The sequence below is a fragment of the Arenimonas composti TR7-09 = DSM 18010 genome (assembly GCF_000426365.1).
In the GTDB taxonomy this organism is placed as follows: domain Bacteria; phylum Pseudomonadota; class Gammaproteobacteria; order Xanthomonadales; family Xanthomonadaceae; genus Arenimonas; species Arenimonas composti.
In genome coordinates this window covers 124741-145274 of sequence record NZ_AUFF01000002.1, presented here as the reverse complement: position 1 = coordinate 145274, position 20534 = coordinate 124741, and the positions used below count along the sequence as shown (strand labels likewise).

The 20534-nt window shown below is 71.6% G+C and carries 20 protein-coding genes; 9 read left to right on the top strand and 11 right to left on the bottom strand.

Features of this window, described 5'->3' with window-relative positions:
- Window positions 1–59: 59 nt before the first annotated feature.
- Both K311_RS0104940 and K311_RS17510 read right to left on the bottom strand, forming a co-directional pair.
- Window positions 60–428, bottom strand: coding sequence for an HU family DNA-binding protein (locus tag K311_RS0104940; protein ID WP_026816403.1), 369 nt, complete (start codon window positions 426–428; stop codon window positions 60–62).
- Between the two features lie 230 nt (window positions 429–658).
- Entirely contained in the window at window positions 659–1114 is a 456-nt protein-coding gene (locus K311_RS17510; protein WP_026816402.1) for a hypothetical protein, read from the bottom strand.
- Between the two features lie 341 nt (window positions 1115–1455).
- Between K311_RS17510 and K311_RS18015 the strand changes: the two genes are divergently transcribed.
- Both K311_RS18015 and K311_RS18010 read left to right on the top strand, forming a co-directional pair.
- A complete protein-coding gene (locus K311_RS18015; protein ID WP_026816401.1) occupies window positions 1456–1617 on the top strand; it encodes a DUF1328 family protein in 162 nt (53 codons plus the stop codon).
- 42 nt (window positions 1618–1659) lie between these two features.
- Window positions 1660–1809 carry an entericidin A/B family lipoprotein gene (locus K311_RS18010; protein ID WP_081683276.1) on the top strand — a complete coding sequence of 50 codons (150 nt, stop codon included), beginning with the start codon at window positions 1660–1662 and terminating at the stop codon, window positions 1807–1809.
- Between the two features lie 71 nt (window positions 1810–1880).
- Here K311_RS18010 and K311_RS18320 read toward each other — a convergent pair whose 3' ends face one another.
- Genes K311_RS18320 through K311_RS0104905 form a run of 4 tightly spaced genes read right to left on the bottom strand, consistent with a single transcriptional unit; the run spans window position 1881 to window position 7123 of the window.
- Complete coding sequence (locus tag K311_RS18320; protein WP_026816400.1) at window positions 1881–2963, bottom strand: hybrid sensor histidine kinase/response regulator; 1083 nt, start codon at window positions 2961–2963, stop codon at window positions 1881–1883.
- Window positions 2956–5127 carry an ATP-binding protein gene (locus tag K311_RS17505; RefSeq protein WP_026816399.1) on the bottom strand — a complete coding sequence of 724 codons (2172 nt, stop codon included), beginning with the start codon at window positions 5125–5127 and terminating at the stop codon, window positions 2956–2958. The genes K311_RS18320 and K311_RS17505 overlap by 8 nt, the downstream gene beginning before the upstream one ends.
- A gap of 23 nt (window positions 5128–5150) precedes the next feature.
- On the bottom strand, window positions 5151–5756 hold the full coding sequence (locus K311_RS0104910; protein ID WP_245570626.1) for a TspO/MBR family protein: 606 nt from the start codon (window positions 5754–5756) through the stop codon (window positions 5151–5153).
- A complete protein-coding gene (locus tag K311_RS0104905) occupies window positions 5753–7123 on the bottom strand; it encodes a sigma-54-dependent transcriptional regulator (RefSeq protein ID WP_026816397.1) in 1371 nt (456 codons plus the stop codon). The genes K311_RS0104910 and K311_RS0104905 overlap by 4 nt, the downstream gene beginning before the upstream one ends.
- A gap of 894 nt (window positions 7124–8017) precedes the next feature.
- Between K311_RS0104905 and K311_RS0104900 the strand changes: the two genes are divergently transcribed.
- From K311_RS0104900 to K311_RS0104875, 6 genes are read left to right on the top strand one after another with little or no spacing between them, the layout of a single operon-like run.
- Window positions 8018–9136 (top strand): slipin family protein, encoded by a 1119-nt coding sequence (locus K311_RS0104900; RefSeq protein ID WP_026816396.1) that lies wholly within the window; start codon window positions 8018–8020, stop codon window positions 9134–9136.
- Between the two features lie 35 nt (window positions 9137–9171).
- Window positions 9172–10377: an RtcB family protein gene (locus K311_RS0104895; protein WP_026816395.1), complete on the top strand. Its 1206-nt coding sequence runs from the start codon at window positions 9172–9174 to the stop codon at window positions 10375–10377.
- 35 nt (window positions 10378–10412) lie between these two features.
- A complete protein-coding gene (locus K311_RS0104890) occupies window positions 10413–11915 on the top strand; it encodes a hypothetical protein (protein WP_026816394.1) in 1503 nt (500 codons plus the stop codon).
- Window positions 11916–11938: 23 nt separating this feature from the next.
- Window positions 11939–13291 (top strand): hypothetical protein, encoded by a 1353-nt coding sequence (locus tag K311_RS0104885; protein ID WP_026816393.1) that lies wholly within the window; start codon window positions 11939–11941, stop codon window positions 13289–13291.
- 55 nt (window positions 13292–13346) lie between these two features.
- Window positions 13347–13586 carry a DUF3297 family protein gene (locus tag K311_RS0104880; protein ID WP_026816392.1) on the top strand — a complete coding sequence of 80 codons (240 nt, stop codon included), beginning with the start codon at window positions 13347–13349 and terminating at the stop codon, window positions 13584–13586.
- A 37-nt stretch (window positions 13587–13623) separates the two neighbouring features.
- Entirely contained in the window at window positions 13624–14016 is a 393-nt protein-coding gene (locus K311_RS0104875) for a DoxX family protein (RefSeq protein WP_026816391.1), read from the top strand.
- Window positions 14017–14233: 217 nt separating this feature from the next.
- Here K311_RS0104875 and K311_RS17995 read toward each other — a convergent pair whose 3' ends face one another.
- The 4 genes from K311_RS17995 to K311_RS0104855 all read right to left on the bottom strand — a co-directional run bounded on the left by K311_RS17995 (window position 14234) and on the right by K311_RS0104855 (window position 16902).
- The gene (locus tag K311_RS17995) at window positions 14234–14392 is read right to left on the bottom strand and encodes a DUF3309 domain-containing protein (protein WP_043797776.1); all 159 of its coding nucleotides are present in this window, start codon (window positions 14390–14392) and stop codon (window positions 14234–14236) included.
- 166 nt (window positions 14393–14558) lie between these two features.
- Window positions 14559–15926 (bottom strand): ATP-binding protein, encoded by a 1368-nt coding sequence (locus K311_RS0104865; protein WP_051239512.1) that lies wholly within the window; start codon window positions 15924–15926, stop codon window positions 14559–14561.
- A complete protein-coding gene (locus K311_RS0104860) occupies window positions 15923–16591 on the bottom strand; it encodes a response regulator transcription factor (RefSeq protein WP_026816389.1) in 669 nt (222 codons plus the stop codon). Before K311_RS0104860 ends, K311_RS0104865 begins: the two co-directional genes overlap by 4 nt.
- Window positions 16591–16902 (bottom strand): PepSY domain-containing protein, encoded by a 312-nt coding sequence (locus K311_RS0104855; RefSeq protein WP_051239511.1) that lies wholly within the window; start codon window positions 16900–16902, stop codon window positions 16591–16593. The genes K311_RS0104860 and K311_RS0104855 overlap by 1 nt, the downstream gene beginning before the upstream one ends.
- Before the next feature lie 126 nt (window positions 16903–17028).
- On the opposite strand from K311_RS0104855, the gene K311_RS0104850 reads away from it, so the two are divergent.
- Window positions 17029–19071, top strand: coding sequence for a TonB-dependent receptor plug domain-containing protein (locus tag K311_RS0104850; protein ID WP_026816387.1), 2043 nt, complete (start codon window positions 17029–17031; stop codon window positions 19069–19071).
- Here the strand turns inward: K311_RS0104850 and K311_RS17500 are convergent.
- Entirely contained in the window at window positions 19043–20533 is a 1491-nt protein-coding gene (locus K311_RS17500; RefSeq protein WP_051239510.1) for an alkaline phosphatase D family protein, read from the bottom strand. The two genes, K311_RS0104850 and K311_RS17500, sit on opposite strands and share 29 nt — an antisense overlap.
- Window position 20534: the final 1 nt, after the last annotated feature.

Genomic DNA, 20534 nt, shown 5'->3' with positions numbered 1-20534 from the left:
GCAGAACGGGACGATCTCGCGATCGTCCCGCTCCGGGCACACAGGAATTGCAGCGGCGATCAGGCCGCGGCGTCCTTCAGCTTCTTCAGCGGGCGCACCTTGACCTTCACCGAGGCCGGCTTGGCGGCGAACCACTGCTCTTCCTTGGTGAACGGGTTGATGCCCTTGCGCTTCGGCTTGGCCGGCACGTTGACGGCGGTGATCTTCAGCAGGCCCGGCAGGGTGAACTGGCCGGCGCCCTTCTTGCTGATCGAGGCGTGCACGGCGCTCTCGAGCGAAGCGAGCACGGCGCGGACGTCCTTCGCCGCGACGCCGGTGCCTTCGGCGATGTGCGCCACCAGGCCCGACTTGCTCAGCGCTTCCTTGATCGGCTTGGCGGCGGCCTTCGGGGCGGCCTTCTTCGCAGCAACTTTCTTCTTGGTAGCCATTCTTCGTTTTCCCGTGTCGCTCGTTGGGTGATTGGGTGTCCGGGCGGGGCCGGCAGGGCGAATGTAGGGCAACTGCGCGTGCCCGCCAAGTACGCAAGGGCGTTTTTTCGCGGGTTTTTTCGCCTTCCAACGGGAACGGACCCGTTCCGGGCGGGAACGGGTCCGTCGGACCTCGGGAAAACCGGGTTTTCCGCTGCCGCCGCGCCGGCGGGGGCGGGGCGGCACGACGGTCAGTTCGAGTCGCGGATCGCGTCGGCGTTCTGCTGGGCCGCGTCGAGTTCGGCCTTCGCGGCCGCCTTCGCCATGTCGAAGGCCGCATCGGCGGCGTCGTTGCACGGACCGCGCTGGCCGTCGGCCAGGCCGTCGCAGCGCTCCTTCTCGATGTCGCGCACGCCCTCGGCCTCGGCGACGCGCAGGTCGTAGCGCTCTTCGGCGGTCGCCTCGGTGCCGTCGGCGCGCGCCTCGGCCAGGCCGTCCAGGTCACCCTGCACGGACTCGTCGGCGATCTCCTCGTTGGCGTCGCGCATCGCGTCGTTCAGTTCTTCGCGCTCGTCGGCGATCTCGCGTGCGGCGTCGGCGCGTGCTTCGGCCATGTCCTCCTGGACTTCGGCCGGGGACTCGGGCTTGCAGGCGCCCAGCGACAGGGTCAGGGCGAAAGCGAGGGCGGAAATGATCGGGGTCTTCATGGTGGGGGACTCCAGTGGTGTGGGGACTCGCGGACGCGGCTTGCGTCGGCGATGCGAGAACGCTCGCAAGACCCGTGCCAACAGGATGAGAAGAGGGGAGAGGAACGAGTAACGAGTGGTTGCGCGCGCTGCGCGCGAAAGGCGTGTGAGAGCGCGGGGTCCGGAGCCGGCGAGGGATTGCAGGCTGCATGGTGGCGAGGGGCGGCGGAGTTGCGTTTCGCCTTTCCGTTCGCGCGGCGCCGATGCGAAAACGAGGCGCGGCGCACGTTTCGTGCTTGGCATGGAACTTGTAACCGTCCTGGTGAGCGCGGCCTTCCGCTTGCGCATTCCAGGAGAACGCCATGCTGTCCTACACGATCATCTTCCTCGTCGTCGCGATCATCGCCGCGATCCTCGGCTTCGGCGGCATCGCCGGCGCCGCCGCGGGCATCGCCAAGATCCTGTTCTTCGTCTTCCTCGTGCTGTTCGTCATCTCGCTGTTCACCGGCCGCAAGGCCGTCTGAACCGCGCTTCCCCCGCCCCACCACGTCACCAGGAGCACCCCCATGAACAAGACCACCCGCACGCTCGGCGTCGCCACCCTGCTCGGCCTGATGTTCGTCCTCGGCGCCTGCCACACCGTCGAAGGCGCCGGCCGCGACATCCAGGAAGTCGGCGAGGGCATCGAGGAAGCGGCCGAAGACACCCGCACCTGATCGCGCGCTTCTTCGATCGCTTCCGGAAGGGCGCCTTTGCGGCGCCCTTCTTCTTGCCGGGTCGCGAGAGGTCAGTCGACCCGCGGCAGCTCGAGGGTGAAACACGCGCCGCCGCCGGGCCGCGGGTCGTACCAGAGGTCACCGCCCATCGCCCTCGCCTTCTGCTTCGCGAGGCTCAGGCCCAGGCCGGTCGACTTCTCGCCGCCGGTGGTCTGGCTCGACAGCGGCGCGAAGCGGCGGAACAGCATCGCCTGGTCGGTGCTGGAGACGCCGGGCCCCTGGTCCATCACCTGCAGGCGTCCGAACTCCTCGTGGCGCACGGCGGCGACGGTGATCACGCTCTCGCGCGGCGCGTACTTGATCGCGTTCGAGACGAGGTTCTGCAGTACATGCTGCACGGCGGCGCGCTGGCCCTTGACCAGCAGGTGGCGGTCGAGGCGCAGGTCGAAGCGCATCGCCTTGCCGGCCGCGTGCTCGCTGAAGGCGTCGATGCACTCCTGCGCCATCTGCGCCGCCGGCAGCGGTTCCATCGTGACGCCGCGCGCCTCGTCGGCGGCCTGGTCGAGCACGGCCTGCAGGAACATCAGGCCGGCGTTGGCCGAACTGCGGATGTTCTCGCCGAGGCGTGCGCGCTGGGTCGCGGCGACGCTTTCGTTGGACATCAGGTCGCAGGCGAACAGCACGTTCGTGAAGTGGTTGCGCAGGTCGTGGGCGATCAGCTCCAGGCTCTGCTGGCGTTCCTCGGCCAGGCGCGACAGGCGGTCGCGGGCGATCTTCAGTTCCGCATGGGTGCGCACCCGCGCCAGCAGTTCCTCCGGCACGAAGGGTTTGGTGACGTAGTCCACCGCGCCGGCGCCGAAGGCGCGCACCAGCGATTCGCGCTCGTGGTCGGCGGTCAGGAAGATCACCGGCAACTCGCGCGTCGCCGGGTCGGCACGCAGTTTCTCCAGCACCTGGAAGCCGTCCATCACCGGCATGCGCATGTCGAGCAGCACCAGGTCCGGCGGACCGACGGCGATCCGGTCGAGCGCCTCGACGCCGCTGTAGCAGGGCGCGACGTCGAAGCCCGCCCGGCTCAGCAGGGCGCCGACGGTGCGGACGTTGGCTTCCTGGTCGTCGACGACCATCACCAGGGCGTGGCTGGAATCATTCATCGGTGGGATTCTCGGGCATGGGGCAATCATCCAGCAGTTTGCGGATCGCGGGGACATCGAAGGCCTCGACCGCGGCGGCGAGCTCCCCGGCGTGCGCCTGCAGGCGCGGCCAGTCGAGGTCCGCGGCGAGGCGCGCGAGGCGTTCGGCGAGGGCACCGGCCTCGCGCATGCGCAGGTGCGCCCGCAGCGAGGGCACCTCGTCGGCATACAGGCGCTGCAGCGCCGCCAGCGCCTTCGGATCGGGGCGGCCTGGCAGTGGCGACAGCGGTTCCGGCGCCTCGGCCACGGCAGGCGACGTGCCCGGCGCCGGGGCCGCGTCGAAATGCGCGGCCAGCGCGGTGAACAGGTCGGCGCGCGAGAACGGCTTGCGCACGTAGCCGTCGAAGCGGTTGCGCAGCCAGTTCTCGTCGTTGCTCATGCTCGAGGCCGTGACCGCGATCACCGGCACCAGCGCGCTCTCGGGGTCCGACTTGATCTGCAGCAGGGCCTGCTCGCCCGACATCCGCGGCATCCGCAGGTCCATCAGCACGACATCGGGCCGCGCGCGGCGCACCTCGTCGACGGCGAACTGGCCATCTTCGGCCTGGCGCACGCGGTGGTGGCTGCCGCGCAGGTAGGCGCTGACCAGATCGCGGTTCCAGGCGACGTCGTCCACCACCAGCACGTCCAGCGGTGGCAAGCGGTCGAAATCGATCGCCGGGCCGGAGGTCGGCTGCTGCGTCACCGGATCGGCGCAGATCCTGCGGCCCGGGGCGTCGAGCACGAAGCGGGAGCCGCTGCCGAGCGTGCTCTCGGCGTGCAGCGAGCCACCCATCAGCGCGGCCAGACGGCGGGCGATGCTCAGGCCGAGACCGGTGCCCTCGCGCGACTTGCCGTCGGGGCTGTCGCCCTGCTCGAAGGGCTCGAAGATCACCCCGAGCTGGTGCGCCGGGATGCCGGTGCCGGTGTCGACCACCTCGGCGCGCAGGTCGCATTCGCTCTCGTCGCCGCCCGCCGACACGCCGTTCCTGGGCACGCAGACGATGCGCACGGTGACGCTGCCGCGCTCGGTGTACTTGACCGCGTTGCTGACGAGGTTGATCAGCACCTGGCGTAGGCGCACCGGGTCCACCAGCAGCGGCCGGTCGACCGGACCCTCGAATTCGGCGCGCAGGTCGATGCCGCGGGCCGAGGCGTTCTGCCGGAACATCGTCAGGATCTGGTCGACGATCTCGCGGATGTCGGTCGGTTCCTCGCGCAGTTCGAGCTTGCCCGCCTCCATCTTCGACAGGTCGAGCACGTCGTTGATCAGCGACAGCAGGGCCTGCCCGCTCTTGCGGATCGCGGCGACGTGCTCGGCCTGGGTCGGGTCGGTGACCGAGTCGGCGAGCAGGTTGGCGAAGCCGAAGATCGCGTTCATCGGCGTGCGGATCTCGTGGCTCATGCTGGCCAGGAACACCGACTTGTCGTGGCTGGAGCGGCGCGCCTGCTCGGCCTGGAGTTCGGCGCGATAGGCCTCCTGCGCCCGCCGCTGCAGGCGCCGGGTCGACGAATAGCCGACCAGGCCGGCGACCAGCGCCAGGCAGTTGGCCACCAGCACCGTCGCCCAGTTCTGCTGGATCATCTGGTTGCGCGATGCGTTGCGTTCGGCCAGGCGCGCGTTCTCGTCGCGCACGAGCTCGTCGCGGGCCTCCTTCATCTCGATCAGGAAGCGCGCCCCGCGCCCGCTGCGGATGCGCGCCTCCACCTCGGCACCCGCCGCGGCGTCGCCGCGCAGCGCGCGCAGGCGCAGCTGCTGGGTGACGCCGCCGTATTCGGTGCGCTCGCGGTGCAGGCGCCGCAGCGTTCCGACGAGGGCGTACTGCCGCGGATCGTCGACCGTGAGCACCTGCAGCTCGTCCAGCGCCGCGTCCATCTCGAGCACGGTGTGGCGGAATTCGGTGAGGTACTGCTCGTTGCCGGTGATCGTGAAGCGCAGGCCGTGCGACTCGCTGTCGCCCAGCAGGCCCCAGAAGTGATGGATCTGCTCGAGCACCTGCTGCGAGGTGCTGGCCCGCTCCACCGACGCCTGCAGCTCGCTGGTCGCGCGCAGCGACATCAGCGAGGTGCCCATGACGACCACCACCGCGAGCAGCAGCAGGCCGTTGTAGACGCGGTAGCGGAAGGTCGAAGGTCGGTGCGGCATGGCTCCCCGTTTCGCCGCGGCGCTCAGTTCATCAGCCAGATCGTGCCGTTGAGCACGAGCGCGAAACTGACCCAAAGCACGTACGGCCACAACAGGTAGCCGGCCAGCGGCCGGACCCGGCCGAACAGCAGCGTCGTCGCCAGCACCGCCAGCCACAGCAGGCAGATGTCGAGGAAGGCCAGGCCCGGGGAGTGCAGCCGGAAGAACAGCGGCGACCACGCCAGGTTCAGCCCGGCCTGCAGCGCGAAGGCCACCCAGGCGGCGCGGCGTTCGCCGGGTGGCCCGCCGGGCGTGCGCGCGAACAGCCATGCGGCGGCGCCGATCAGCGCGTAAAGCAGGGTCCACACCGGGCCGAACAGCCAGTCCGGCGGCTGCCAGGTCGGCTTGGCGAGGCTTTCGAACCAGGCGTCGGGGCGGGTGAACCAGCCGACGGCGCCACCGATGGCGATGCTGCCGAATACCCAGGCGAGCAGGGCCAGCCAGCCCAGCGGGCCCGGGCGCTCCGGTGCCGGCGGCAGGGCCGCGGCACCCGGCGCCGCCAGCGAAGGCGCCGCGCCGGCGCCGGCCGTCGGCGAGCCCTGCGCGGAGGCCGCGGTCGTCGGGGGGACGGGGCGACGGTCGGCGCTCACAGGCCGTACGCCTTGCGCTTGCGGTACAGGGTCGAGCTGTCGATGCCGAGCGTGCGCGCGGCGGCATCCAGCGTCGGACTGCCGGCGAGGATCGCCTCGATGTGCCGGCGCTCGAGCACCTCCAGGGTCATCGGCGCGCCGGCGACCGGCAGCGGGTCGTTGCTCGCGCCGGCAGCGGCTTCCGGCGGGCCGAGCGCGAGGTGTTCGTCGCCGACGACTTCGCCGCTGCTGAGGATCACCGCCCGCTCGATCACGTTCTGCAGCTCGCGCACGTTGCCCGGCCAGGCGTAGGCGCGCATCCGCGCCAGCGCCGCCGGCGACAGCCGCGCCGCCGGCAGGTGGTAGGCGCGGGCGTAGCGCTGCAGGAAGCCGAGCGCCAGGTCCTCCAGGTCCTCCATTCGCTCGCGCAGCGGCGGCAGGGTCAGCGCGATCACGTTCAGGCGGTACATCAGGTCGAGGCGGAACTGGCCGTCGCGGACCATCGCCTCGAGATCACGGTTGGTCGCCGAGACGATGCGCACGTCGGCGCGGCGCGTGCTCGGGTCGCCGATGCGCTCGTAGGTCTTGTCCTGGATGAAGCGCAGCAGCTTCGGCTGCAGCGCCAGCGGGAAGTCGCCGACCTCGTCGAGGAACAGGGTGCCGCCGTCGGCGTTGCTGACCCGGCCCTGGGTGCTCTGGGTGGCGCCGGTGAACGAGCCCTTCGCATGCCCGAACAGTTCGCTCTCCATCAGCTCCGCCGACAGCGACGGGCAGTTGATGGTGGCGAACGGCGCCTCGGCGCGCGCGCTCCAGTCGTGGATCGCCGCCGCCAGCACGCCCTTGCCGGTGCCGCTTTCGCCGAGCAGCAGCACGTTGGCGTCGGTGCGCGCGACCTGGCGCGCCATCTCCAGCACCTTCTGCATCGCCGGGTTGCGGCTCTGCGGCTCGGCGCGCGCATCGGGCACCTCGCGCTCGAGCCGCTCGATGCGCTCGAGCAGGCGCAGCGTTTCCATCTGCCGGGCGACGGCGATGCGCAGCTGCTCCGGCGAGCACGGCTTGACCAGGTAGTCGGCGGCGCCGTCGGTGATCGCCTGCACCGCGTCGTCGACCCGCGAATGGCCGGTGACCATGATCACCCGCATCGCCGGCGCCAGCTCGCGCAGCTTCGGCAGCGCGTCGAGGCCGGAGTCGTAGCCGATGTTGCGGTCGAGCAGGCAGACGTGGAACGGCTGCGTCGCCGCCAGCTTCAGCCCTTCCGGGACCGAGGCCGCCGTGGTCACCCGATAGCCGACGCCCTGCAGGCAGAGCGCGAAGCTCTCCAGCAACCCGCGGTCGTCGTCGATCGCGAGGATGCGCCCCGCCGGTGAATTCTTGCCCTCGTCCGCCATTCCTGCCCGCCTGTTCCGACCAGGCGTGGAGGATGGCGGGGCGCCCGTGAGCGGGCCGTGCATTTCGCACGGGGCCGCGAAGGGCGCCCGGAGCGCACGCGGTGCTTGACAACGCTGCCGCCAGGAGTATCGTGCGCGACCTCTTCGTGACACACGCGAAGACATCCCACGGAAGTCCACCATGTCAGCCCGTAACGCACACGACGCGAACTATTTCCTGCCGCGCCCCCGGCGCGGTGCGGACGCGTGCGTGCGTCTGCGGCGGCAGGAACGCGACTACCCGATCTGATCCCCCGCGCACGGGAGATCGGTCACCCCGATCTCCCGAGGCCACGCGAACGCCCTCGGGTTCCGTCCCGGGGGCGTTTTGTTTCCGGCGTTCGCGAAGGGATTCCACACGATGCGATGACGGCCGGCCGCCGTCGTCGCGAAGGAATTGCCACTGCGCGAGCGGCGGCAATGACGGGCACGAAGAACCGGTTCCCAGCGGTACGGGTTGTGATCCCGTCCGGTGCGCGCGGCGTTGCCGTGGCGTATGCCGGGGCCGGAACGGCGTGTCCGATAGGGCTCGCGGGTTCGAATCCCGCTCCATGGCAACGGCCGCCAAGACCGTGTTCGACAACGGACGCAAGTCCAACCAGGGAAACGCCCCGGGCGGCACGTCGCCGGCATCAGCACATCGATGCCGGCAGCGACCGCAGCGCCGACCGGGCCGGGCGACGGCCACCGCGCCGGACGCGCCACCACGATGCACCGCACGCCTGCCGCGAGGCCGGCGTGCGCGGCGGACGGTGGCGCCCCGGACCGGCCGCCATCGCTCCGCCAGGCCGGCGCCGGGGCGTTCCCGCCACTGCCACGAAACGAAGAAGAAAGAAGAAGAAGAAGGAGAACGACATGTCCCTGTTCCGCAAGATCGTCATCGGCGACACCGAGCGCGGCCTGGTGTTCCGCAACCGCCGCTTCGAGCGCGTGCTCGGTCCGGGCGTGCACCGCCTGTCCGGCTTCGGCCTCGAGGTGAGCGTGCACGACGCCGCGAACGGCGAGTACACCGGCAAGGACGCCGACAGCCTGGTCGTCGCGCTCGGCGCCGGCCTGCTCGAGCACTTCGTGCTGGCCGACCTGGGCATGCACGAAATCGGTCTCGTGCACCGCCACGGCAAGCTGGTCGACGTGCTCGCCCCGGGCAGCCGCCAGCTCTACTGGCGCGGCCCGGCCGGCATCGCCGTGCAGACGCTGGCGCTGACGGACGGCCTCGAGGTCGAGGCCGGCGTCGCCCACCGCCTGCGCCAGCTCGGCCTGCTCGAGACGCTGGCGACGGCGGTGACGGTGCCGTCGGAATCCGCCGGCCTGCTGTTCGTCGACGGCCGCTACGTGCGGACGCTGGCGCCGGGCGCGCACGCGTTCTGGAACCTGCGCCGCAACGTCGTGATCGACGTCGTCGACCTGCGCGTGCAGGCGATCGACGTCGGCGGCCAGGAACTGCTGACCCGCGACAAGGTCTCGCTGCGCGTGAACCTGTCGGCCAGCCTGCGCGTGACCGACCCGGTCGCCGCGCGCGGCAAGGTCGGCAAGTACGCCGAGTTCGTCTACCGCGAGCTGCAGTACGGCCTGCGCAAGGCGATCTCGGCGAAGACGCTCGACGAGCTGCTCGGCGACAAGGCCTCGCTCGACGCCGACATCTTCGGATACGTGCGCGGCCAGGTCGGCGACGTCGGCGTCGAGATCCTCGGCGTCGGCGTCAAGGACGTGATCCTGCCGGGCGAGATGAAGGAGATCCTCAACGCGGTGGTGCAGGCGGAGAAGGCGGCGCAGGCCAACGTGATCCGCCGGCGCGAGGAGGCGAATGCGACGCGCAGCCTGCTCAACACCGCGAAGCTGCTCGACGAAAGCCCGACCCTGCTGCGCCTCAAGGAACTCGAGGCGCTGGAGAAGGTCACCGAGAAGATCGACAAGCTGACCGTCTTCGGCGGCCTGGACGGCGTGCTGAAGCAGCTCGTCAGCCTGAAGCACTGACTACGAACTACGAAACTCGATAACAGAGAAAATTGATGAGTACGTTCAACTATGAAATCCTCGAGGCCGGCGACAAGCCCATCAAGGCCTGGACGAAAGGCGTTCCTTTCGACGCCAAGGCGCACGAGCAGCTGCGCAACCTCGCAGCGCTGCCCTTCGTCGGGCCGTGGGTCGCGGTGATGCCGGATGTGCACGTCGGCATCGGCGCGACCGTCGGTTCGGTGATCCCGACCCGCGGTGCGATCATCCCGGCCGCGGTCGGCGTCGACATCGGCTGCGGCATGGCGGCGGTGCGCACGAGCCTGCATGCGCGCCAGCTGCCGGACGACCTGGCGCCGGTGCGCAGCGCGATCGAGCGCAGCGTGCCGGTCGGCAGCGCCGACCACCGCCAGCTGCCCGACAGCATCGGCACGCGTTTGGCCGCGTCCGGGCTGGAGGCGCGGCTGGAGCGCATCCGTGCGCGGCATCCGAAGCTGCGCCCGGACAAGGTCGGGCGCCAGCTCGGCACCCTCGGCGGCGGCAACCACTTCATCGAGCTCTGCCTCGACGAGGACGACGCCGTGTGGGTGATGCTGCACTCGGGCTCGCGCGGCACCGGTAACGTGATCGGCACCTACTTCATCGAGCAGGCGCGGCGGGCGCTGGAGAAGCGCGTGCTCGGCTTCCGCGTGCCGGACCGCGACCTCGCTTTCTTCCTCGAGGGCGAGCCGCTGTTCGACGACTACATCGCCGCGGTCGCCTGGGCCCAGGACTACGCCCGCCACAACCGCGAGGCGATGATGGAGCGGGTGCTGCGCGAGCTGCGGCGCTTCCTGCCGAAGTTCCGGCTCGACACCGTGGCGGTGAACTGCCACCACAACTACGTCGAGCGCGAGCAGCACCACGGCGAATCGCTGCTGGTGACCCGCAAGGGCGCCGTCAGCGCCGCCGAAGGCCAGCTCGGCATCATCCCGGGCAGCATGGGCACGCGCAGCTACATCGTGCGCGGCAAAGGCAATGCCGACAGCTTCCACTCGTGCAGCCACGGCGCCGGGCGGGTGATGAGCCGTGGCCAGGCGAAGCAGGAAATCACCCTGAAGCAGCACCGCGAGGCCACCGCGCACGTGGAATGCCGCAAGGATGCCGGCGTGCTCGACGAATCGCCGGCGGCCTACAAGCCGATCGAGGCGGTGATGGCGGCGCAGGCCGACCTCGTCGACATCGTGCACGAGCTGCGGCAGGTGCTCTGCGTGAAGGGCTAGGTCACACTGTCGCGAACCTCCCGGGAAACGCCCGCATGCAAAAGCTGTTCTGCCTGCCCATCCTGCTCGCGCTGTCCGTGCCGGCCACCGCCACCGACGCGCCGGCGCTGGCGACGGAAAAGCCGGTCCGCCAGCGCGACGGTGAGGCCCAGCCGCCCGTGGCGCTGGTCGACCGGGTGCGGGCGCTGATGCGTGACATCGAAGGCGGTGCGCATGCGCAGGCACGGGTGCAGGCCGACGCCGTGCTCGCCGATCCGGGCTTCGCCCGGCTGCCACCGGCGCGCCAGGCGGAAATGCGCTACCTCGCCGGCTGGCTCGCCCTGGTCGCCGGCGATGGACCGGCCGGCTACGAACATCTGTGGCAGGCCACGCGCGCGCCCTCGGCCGAAGCGCCGATGTGGGAGATGTTCGCACGCGCGGCGCTGGTGCTCGGTCGCTTCGACGAGGCTTGCGCGGCACTCGCCGAGATGCTGGCGCGCTTCCCGGAATCCACCGACGGCCTCGACCCGCTGCTGGCGATGAGCGCGCTCTATCACGGCGATGCCGGCGACTATGGTCCGGGCAAGCGCCGCCTGCTCGAAACGCTGTTCGCCGCGGGGCTGCCGCTGAACGCGGTCGGCGACGGCAGCCGCCACTGGTACGAGCTGGCGCTGCTGCGGCTGGCCGGCGGGGATCGCGCCGGCACCGAGGAGGCGATCGCGCGGATCGAGAACCCGGAGGTTCTGGTCCGGCTGCTCTCCGACCGCCGCTTCGACGGTCTGGCGGGTGCGCCGGAAAGCTTCGACCTGCGCCGCGTCGCCGAACGCTACGAGGCGAAGCTGCGTACGCGTGCGCTGCTGCAGCCGGACGTGCTCGAGCTGCAGGTGGCACTGGTGCACGCGCTGAGGTCGCTCGACGCGGCCGAGGCGGCCGTCGCGCTCGCCGAGGCCACCGGCCCGGCCGAAAACTTCGTCGACGGCGACACCCAGTGGATCTGGATGCGCAATGCCCTGGCGAACGCCCTGCTCCAGCTCGGACGGCACGAGGAGGCGCTGCGCGTGCTGGCCGAGGCCGCGGCGGCCTCGCGCGGCGGGCACGACGGGGTCAGCCTCGTCCTCAACCACGCCCAGGTGCTGGCGTCGCTGCAACAGCCGCAGGCGGCGCTGGACCCGTTGTCCGATCTCGGCGCGATGTCGGGCTACGGCCGGCTCGTCCTGGTCGACGTGCAGCACCGCGCCGCGCTGCAGACCGGCAATGCCGCGAGCGCCGCAGCGGCGCTGGCCTACCTGCGTGAACACGGCACCGCCTTTCCGGTGTTCGCGACGAATGCCCTGCTCGATGAAGGACGCATCGACGAAGCGGCGGAAACCGTCGTCGCCGCCCTCGCCGATCCGCTCACGCGCGGCGACATGCTGCTGCACCTGCAGCGCTATCGCGAAGTCACGCTGCCGGGCGACGCCGCCGTCACCGCCGGCTGGGAGACCCTGCGCAGCCGCGAGGACGTCGCGGCCGCGGTCGACGCACACGGCCGGATCCTCGACGTCCCGCTGTATCGTTGAGTCCCCCAACCGCGAATCCGCCGATGCGTTCCCATACCCTGCTGCTGCCGCTTCTGCTCGCCCTCGTCGCGCCGCTCGCCTCCGCCGACGTCGACCCGCGCAAGCGTTCGGTCGAGAAGAATCCGACCTCTGCCCCGGCCGAGAGCCGCAGCCGCAGCCGCAGCGAAGGCACGGCGCCGGCCGGGCCGACGGCCGCCGGCAATGCCGACCTGCACGCGGCGATCGCACTCGAACAACGTGCCCTGCAGGCAGCCCGCGACGGCGATGGCGATGCGGCCGCGCTGGCCCTCGCCGAACTGGCGACCCGCTTCCCCGGCGTATTGCCGGCGGTGCATCCGCCGCTGCTGCGTTTCGCGGTCGAGGAAGCGAGCCGCGGCGGCAACGCCCGTGTGGCGCTGTTGCAGGCCCTGGTCGATGCCGATTACGCGTCGCGCGAGACTGGCGACGGCAGCGGCTACGCCTACGAACTGGCGCTGGAGCGCCTGCAGCAGGGCGACCTCGAGGCGGCGGCGCGCGCGCATGCGCGCATCCAGGCACCGGAGCAGCTGGTGCTGACGCTGATCGACCGCCGCTTCGATCCGCTGACCGGCGGTGACGAAGCCGGAATCGACATCGAGGCCGCCTCGCGTCGCCATGTCGACCGCCTGCGTACCCGCGCCTTCCTCGACCAGAACGTGCTCGCGCTGCAGGTCGTGTTCGGGCAGGCACAGCTGGTAGTCGGTGACTTCGCGGAAGCGCTGGCGCTCGCCGAGCAGGTCGAGGCCAGCTTCGCCGAGGCCCAGCCCTGGCTGGATCCGGACCAGCGCTTCTCGATGCGGCTGGTCCGCATGCAGGCGCAGTTCGGGCTCGGTCGCGAACAGGAGGCCGTTGCCGACCTCGCCGCGGCAGTGCAGGCCGGCGATGCGGTCGGCGGCGAGTTCCCACGCCTGCTGCTGGCGGCACTGCAGTGCAGCCGCGGCGACTATGCCGAGGCGCTGAAGACGCTGGAGCCGGTACCGGCACCGGAGAACCTGCTCGGCCTGCTGCGTGCATCGATCGTCGGCTGCGCGGCCAGCCGCACCGGTGACACGGCCGCCTTCGCGGCGGCGCTGGCCTGGGCGCGCGAGCATCGCGCGCTGATGCCGCGCGTGTATACCGAGGTACTGCTGTACGACAGCCGCCTCGACGAGGCGGCCGCCGATCTGATCGCCCGCCTGCGCGACCCGGAAACGCGGGCCGACGCGCTGATCGACGTGCAGGATTTCCGCGAGCTGCCGACCGCGCCCGGCGAACGGATCCTCAAGGCCAATGGCGAGGCCCTGCTCGCCCGTGCCGACGTGCAGGCCGCGATCGCCGAGGTCGGCCGTCGCCGCGCATGGCCGATCTACAAGCCATGAAGCCCGCCGCCGACGCGGCTAGAATCCGCGCTCCGTTTTCCGACCGGATACCGCAATGAGCCAGGACACTCCGCCCGACCGCCTCGCCAACGACCCACGCAGCCCCTTCCACGACCCGGCCGCGCTCGAACGCGGCATCGGCGTGCGCTTCAACGGCGTCGAGCGCCACAACGTCGAGGAATACTGCGTCAGCGAGGGCTGGGTGCGGGTGCCGGTCGGCAAGTCCCTCGACCGCCGCGGCAATCCGATGACGGTGAAGGTCAACGGCACGGTCGAGGTCTGGTACCTGAGCTGAGCACAATGAAGGCTCGTACGCGCCGGGAGTCACGCAGATGGTCGCCACCCGTTCGGACTTCGGATTGCTGCTGATGCGCGTCGCGCTCGGCGGCCTCGTGCTGCTGCACGGCATCGCCAAGATCACCGGCGGCGTGCTCGGCATCCAGCAGTTGCTGGTCGCCCACGGCCTGCCGCCGGCGCTGAGCTACGGCGCCTACTTCGGCGAGGTGCTCGGCCCGTTGCTGCTGATCGTCGGCTGGCAGGCGCGCATCGGCGCGGCGCTGATCGGGGTGAACATGGCGGCGGCGATCTTCCTGGCCCACGCCGGCGAGCTGATGAAGCTCGACGCGACCGGCGGCTGGGCGATCGAACTGCAGGCGATCTACCTGCTGGGCGCGATCGGCCTGCTGCTCACCGGCCCGGGCCGGCTCAGCTTCGACACCCGCTGAGACTGCGGGTGGCGTAGCGGAACGCAGACCACAACGGATCAGAGCCGATCACAGCCGATTCGGTTCGTCTCGTCGTTCGGGAACGTGCGAGCTCCGCTGGATGCTTCGACACGCGGCGTGGCTCCGTTTCGAAGCGATGTTCCCGCTCCGACCGCGCCTCATCGGCTTTGATCGGCTCCGATCCGTTGTGATTGCATTGATGCCGTTGTCGCTGGGGTCAGAAGACGCCCATCAACCAGAGCACGATCACGATCAGCAGGATCACGCCGACGGCGCCGCTCGGGCCGTAGCCCCAGCCGCGGCTGTGCGGCCAGGCCGGCACGACGCCGATGAGGATGAGGATCAGCAGGATCAGCAGGATCAGGGAAATGGACATGGCAGGTCTCCGTGGGATGGGGGGACGGATCGGCGATCCGACCCGGGAGACTCAGCAGGAAGCGTGCCAGCGTTTGGCCCGGGATTTTCAGCGCTCGCGAGGGCGTTTCCCGGGCGATCGGCATGAAGCGGTCGTGCAGCTTGCAACTCCGCAGCCGACGCCGCGCCTACGCGGCGGGCCGTGGCCAGGTGAGCCGCACCCGCAGGCCGCCGAGTCCGGCACGCGCGAGCGCGAGGCGGCCGCCGGTCGCGTCGGCGAGGTCGCGGGCGATCGCGAGACCGAGGCCGCTGCCGCCGCTTTGATCGAGGCGGGCACCGCGGGCCAGCGCCTCGCGATGGCGGTCGTCGGGAATGCCGGGGCCGTCGTCGTCGATGTCGAGCACGAAGCCGCCGTCCGCGTCGTGCGCGGCGGCGACACGGACCTGGCGGCGGGCGTGGCGGACGGCGTTCTCGAGTAGCGGACCGAGCAGTTCGACGAGGAGATCCGCGGCGATGCCGAGGCGCAGCGCATCGTCGACCTCGACCGCGAACGCCAGTTCGCCGCCGCGTTCGGTGCGTTCGAGCACGCTGAGCACGCGTTCGACCATCGCGCGCAGGGACGTACCCTCGTCGGCGCCGCCCACAGCGCCCACGCCGGCCGCGGCGCCGGCGCCGGCGACCCGCGCCCGCGCCAGTTCCGCCTCGACCGCGGCGGCGACCGCGGCGACCGCGCGATCCATGCCTTCTGCGGCGTCGACGGCGCCGGCCTCGCGGGCGCGCCGGCTCTGCGCCTGCAGCGCCGCCAGCGGCGTCTTCAGCCCGTGCGCGAGGTCGGCGGCGCGGCGGCGCGCACGTTCGAGGTCGGCCTCGCGGGCATCGGCGAGCGCGTTGATCGCCGCGGTCAGCGGCTGCAGTTCGCGCACGCCGGGATCGGGCAGGCGCTGGCGCGCGTTCGCGCGCAGCGTCTGCAGGGCCAGGCGCACGCGGTCGAGCGGGCGCAGGCCGAGACTCACCTGCGCCCAGGCGGCCGCCGACAGCACCGCCCACAGCAGGGCGAGCGACAGCGCCAGCTCGCGGGCGAAGCCGGCGCGTGCCTCGTGCAGCGGTGCGAGGTCGCGGGCGAGCTGCAGCGTCGCCTCGCCACCGTCGCCGTCGCGGATACGGCGGACCAGGCGGGCGACCCGCTGCTCGAACGGGCCGGCGACGTCGACTTCGAAGCGCCAGTCGTCGCCGCCGGCATCTTCGGCGGGCGCCAGCTGCTGGTCCCAGAGCGAGCGCGAACGCGCGACCCCCACCGCGTTCTCCGCCTGCCAGTAATAGCCGCCGGCCGGCGTCTGCAGGCGCACGTCGACCGGCCCGCCCTCGATCCGCGGCGTGCCGTCGGGCGCCCAGGCGAGATCGGCGACCAGGGCGAGCGCGTCGCGGGTCAGGTCGGCCTCGAGCTGGCGCTGCAGGTGGCGTTCGAACAGCAGGGTCATCGCCAGCCCGGCGATCGTCAGCGCCACCAGGATCGCCGCCGCGGCCGCGACCAGCAGTCGCCAGCGCAGCGAGCTCATCCGCACGGCGGCTCGCCGAGCAGGTAACCGAAGCCGCGCCGGGTCACGATGAGGTCGGCACCGAACTTGCGGCGCAGGCGCGCGACCACCGCCTCGATCGCATTGGCGTCGCCGCTGTCGGCAGCACCGTAGAGATGTTCGGCGAGTTCACCGGCCGGCACCGCGCGGCCGCGCTGGTGCGCCAGATGGTCGAGCAGGCGGAATTCCAGCGGCGACAGCGCCGCCGGTGCGCCGTCGAAGCTCGCGCTCATCCGGCCGAGGTCGAGGCGCAGGCGGCCGACCTCGATCACGTTCGAGCTGCGCTCGGCGCCGCGGCGCACCAGCGCGCGCACACGCGCGACCAGTTCGCCCATCGCGAAGGGCTTGCCCATGTAGTCGTCGGCGCCGGCCTCGATGCCCTCGACCTTCTCGGTCCAGTCGTCGCGCGCCGACAGCACGATGACCGGGAAGCGGCGACCGCCGGCGCGCCAGCGGCGCAGCACGCCGAGGCCGTCCATGCGCGGCAGGCCGAGATCGAGCACGACCGCGTCGTAATCCTCGGTATCGCCCTGGAACCACGCGGTCTCGCCGTCGCCGACCGCATCGACGGCGAAGCCGGCGGCTGCCAGCGCACGCTGCAGGTCGGCGCGGATGTCGGGCTCGTCCTCGACGACCAGGCAGCGCATCAGTCGTCGTCCTTCACCTTCAGCACCTCGCCGGTGCGCGCATCGAGCGTGAGCTTGCGGACGACGCCCGAGGGCGTCAGCACCTTGACGTCGTATTCCCAGCCCTCGTCCTCGCGTTCGAGCTCGATCTCGATCACGTCGCCGGGTTCGCGCCGCTGCACCTGCTCGAGGATACGCGCCAGCGGCAGGATCTCGCCGCGCTGCAGGGCGGCGCGCGCGGCGATGTGGTCGTCGTCGCCGGCACGGGCGGGAGCGATCGCAAGGCCGAGGAAAACAACGGCGGCGAGGGTCGGGAGGATCGGCGTGCGCATCGGAGGGCTCCTTCGGGATGCACGCATCGTCGGTGGGCGAAGCTGACATCGCGCTGACAGCGGCCGTCGGCGCGGCGTCAGCGCGCCCATTCTAGCTTTGCGGCATCCCGTCCGAGCCGCGCCCGCATGCCACCCCGACCGTCGCCGTTCCGCCCCTCTACTGCCCTGCGTCTGCTGCCGCTGGCGCTGCTGCTGGCCAGCGCCGCGGCCGCCGCGCAGTTGCCCGCGACGGAGACACGGCGCAGCTTCGCCGCCGGCTACTTCGCCGACAGCGCGCCGGCGAATGCCTGGGAGATGCTGCAGCGGGTGCCGGGCTTCGCGGTCGTCGACGCCGATGCCGACGTGCGCGGCTACGCCGCCGCCCAGGGCAATGTGCTGGTCGACGGCGCGCTGCCGGCGAGCAAGCACGAATCGCTGTCCGATCTGCTTCGGCGCATCCCGGCGTCCGCGGTGGAACGCATCGAACTGATCCGCGCCGGCGAAGGCGTCGACATGGGCGGCTACGCCCTGCTCGCGAACATCGTGCGCAGGGCGCAGCCGGCACCGACGCGGACCTTCGCCTTCGGCCTGCTGGCGGCCGGCGACGGCTGGCGCACGCCGGTCGGCGAATTCGGCTACGCCCGCCAACGCGACGAGCGCACGCTCGAGCTCGCGTTCGCGCGCGAGGCCGAAGCCGACGAGGACGGCGGCCGCGGCAGCCGCCGGCGGTTCGCCGCCGACGGCGCCCTGCTCGAAGCCGCCGACGGCGACCTCCGCAGCCATGCGATCGAGCACCGCGCGGCGCTCGCCTGGTCGCGCCCGCTCGCCGGCGGCCGCCTGCACCTCGACCTGGCGGCGTTGCAGGAACGCAGCGACGAGTCGGAGCGCTGGTGGCCGACGCTCGCCGGCGGCGACGCCGAGCGCAGCCGCGACACCGAGGACCTGCGCGAGGGCGAGATCGGCCTGCGTTGGCTGCGCCGCGATGGCGACCGCCGCATCACCGCCTTCGCCAGCAGCCGCCACGGTCGGATCGACGCCGCCGAGACCGGGGTCGACGAGGACGGCGAGGAGAGCTTCGTCGAGGACAGCCGCCGCGGCGAAAGCCTGGCCGGGCTCGCGCTCGAACGCGAAGTCACCGGCAGCCTGGGCCTCGGCGCCGCCGCCGAAATCGCGCTCAACCGCCTCGACGGCCGCGCCCGCCTGCGCGTCGGCGGCATCGAGCAACCGCTGCCGGGCGCCGACGTCGCGGTGCGCGAACGCCGCGGCGAGCTGGCCTTCACCGCGAGCTGGCGGCCACGCGGGCACTGGCGGCTCGACGGCGGCCTGCGCCTCGAAGCCTCGCGCATCGGCCATGCCGACGGCGGCGAGCGCGACTTCTTCTACCTGAAGCCGCGGATCGCGCTGGCCTGGAACCCCACACCGGCGCACACGCTGCGCTGGGCGGTCGCGCGCGAGGTCGGCCAGCTCGATTTCGGCGATTTCGTCGCCAGCGCCTCGCTGGCCGATGGCGATGTCGCCGCCGGCGCCGTCGACCTGGTGCCGGACCGGATCTGGCGTAGCACCCTGGCCTGGGAATGGGACATCGGCGACGCCGCCGGCCTGCAGCTGGCCTGGATCCACGAACGCATCGACGACGTGATCGACCGCGTCGTGGTGATCGATGCCGACGGCGAGTGGCTCGATGCGCCCGGCAACCTCGGCAGCGGCCGCCGCGATGCGATCAGCCTGGACTTCGACACCTCGCTGGCGGCGCTGGGCCTGCCCTCGCTGCAGCTCGACGCCAGCCTGCGCTGGCAGCGCAGCCGCGTGATCGACCCGGTGACCGGCACTTCGCGGCCGGTTTCCGGCGACAAGCCGCGCGAGGGCGAGATCGCCCTGCGCCAGGTGCTCGCCGGCGGCCGCTTCCATTGGGGCATCGAGGCGAAGCTCGCCGAGAGCGAGGCCGAATACCGCTTCGACCGCGTCACCCGCGACGTCGAGGGCAGCCGTTACGAACTGTTCGCCGAACGCCGCTGGGACGGCGGCTGGCGCCTGCGCGCGGAAGTGACCGCCCCCGGCCAGTCGGTGCGCCGCGAACGCGAGCGCCACGACGGACCGCGCGACGGCAGCACCTTCGACGGCACGGAACGGCGCCGGCATCGCGCGCCGGGAATGCTGCTGCTCACTCTTCGCCGCGATATCGGCGGTTAGGCCAGCCCTCCTCGGGCTCGAAGCCGTAATAGCCCTTGCCGGCGCGGAAATTGCGCAGACGTTCGTGCTCGAGCGGGTCGATCAGGCGGTCCCAGCTGCGCACGCCGTTGCGCAGGTCGGCCGGGGTCAGCACCAGCGGCGCCCAGACCGGCTTGGCCAGGGTGTCGTGCAGCGTATAGGTCAGCGTCGGCACCGGCCCGGTCATGTCGAAACGCAGCAGGCCGACGTTGGCGCTGCGCGTCCAGGTGTCGCGGATGCGCATCTCCGGCACCTGGCGCACGTTCTTCGCCGCCGGCGCCTGCGCCAGCGGCGAGGAGCAGAAGTCGTAGAGGTCGTAGCCGCCCTGCTCCGAGCGCGGGATGCAGTTGAGCTCACCCATGTGCGAATCGCCGGAGATGCAGACCACGCCCTCGATGCCCGCGTCGCGGATGAAGTCGAAGATCTCGTCGCGCTCGCTCAGGTAGACGCCCCAGGAATCGCCGCCGCTCTCGTTCTCGGCGCAGGACCAGCCGCCGCCGATCGCCAGCACCTTGAACGGCGCCGTGCTCGCGCGCAGCTCGCGCTTCAGCCAGGCTTTCTGGCGGGCGCCGAGCATGGTCTTGGCCGGCGTGTCCGGCCGCCGGCTCGGGTCGCGGTGGTAGCGACCATCGAGCACGAAGAAGTCGACGCCGCCGTAGTGCTGGCGGAAGTAGACGCCGGGATTGTCGGGCTCGCCGTAGGACGGGTTCGCCCAGAACTGCCTGAACACCTCCAGCGCGCCGTCCTTGTGCGGGCCGGTGCCGTCGGAATCGTTGAAGCCGAAGTCGTGGTCGTCCCAGGTCGCCAGCTGCGGTACCGATCGCAGCAGCGGTTCGATGCGCTCGACGATGCGGCCGCGCGCGTACAGGTCGGCCATCGCGTCCGGGTCGTCGCTGTCGGCATAGATGTTGTCGCCGAGCCAGAAGAACACATCGGGCTCGAGCTGGCGCACCGCGTTCCAGATGCGCTGGTCGGGGTCGTATTCGATCCGGCAGCAGGACCCGAAGGCGACCCGGAAGTTCGCCGGGCCCGCCGGCGCGGTGCGCGCGCGGAACGGGTGCGCCTGGTGGCGGTCCTCGAGCCCGGCGAAGCGCAGCCGGTAGAAGTATTCGGTATCCGGTTCCAGGCCGTCGGCGCGGAGCACGATGCAGCCGCGGTCCGCGTGCGTGGTCTCGCCGCGGGCGGTGGCGACCTGGTCGCGGAAGTCGCGGTCGCGCGCCACCTGCAGCTCGACCTCGAAAGCGCCGCTGGCGCGCACCCAGACGCTCAGGTGGTTCGGGCCGGGCGCACCGAGCATCGGCCCCTGCAGCGCCCGCGGATAGCCGAGCGGCGCGGCGCCGCTGCGGCCCGGCAGGGCGCCGGCGATCGCACTGGCGAGGGCGGTGAGCAGCAGGCCGCGGCGGCGGCGGTCGACCGCGTCGTCGATGGCTTCGTTTTCGGTCATC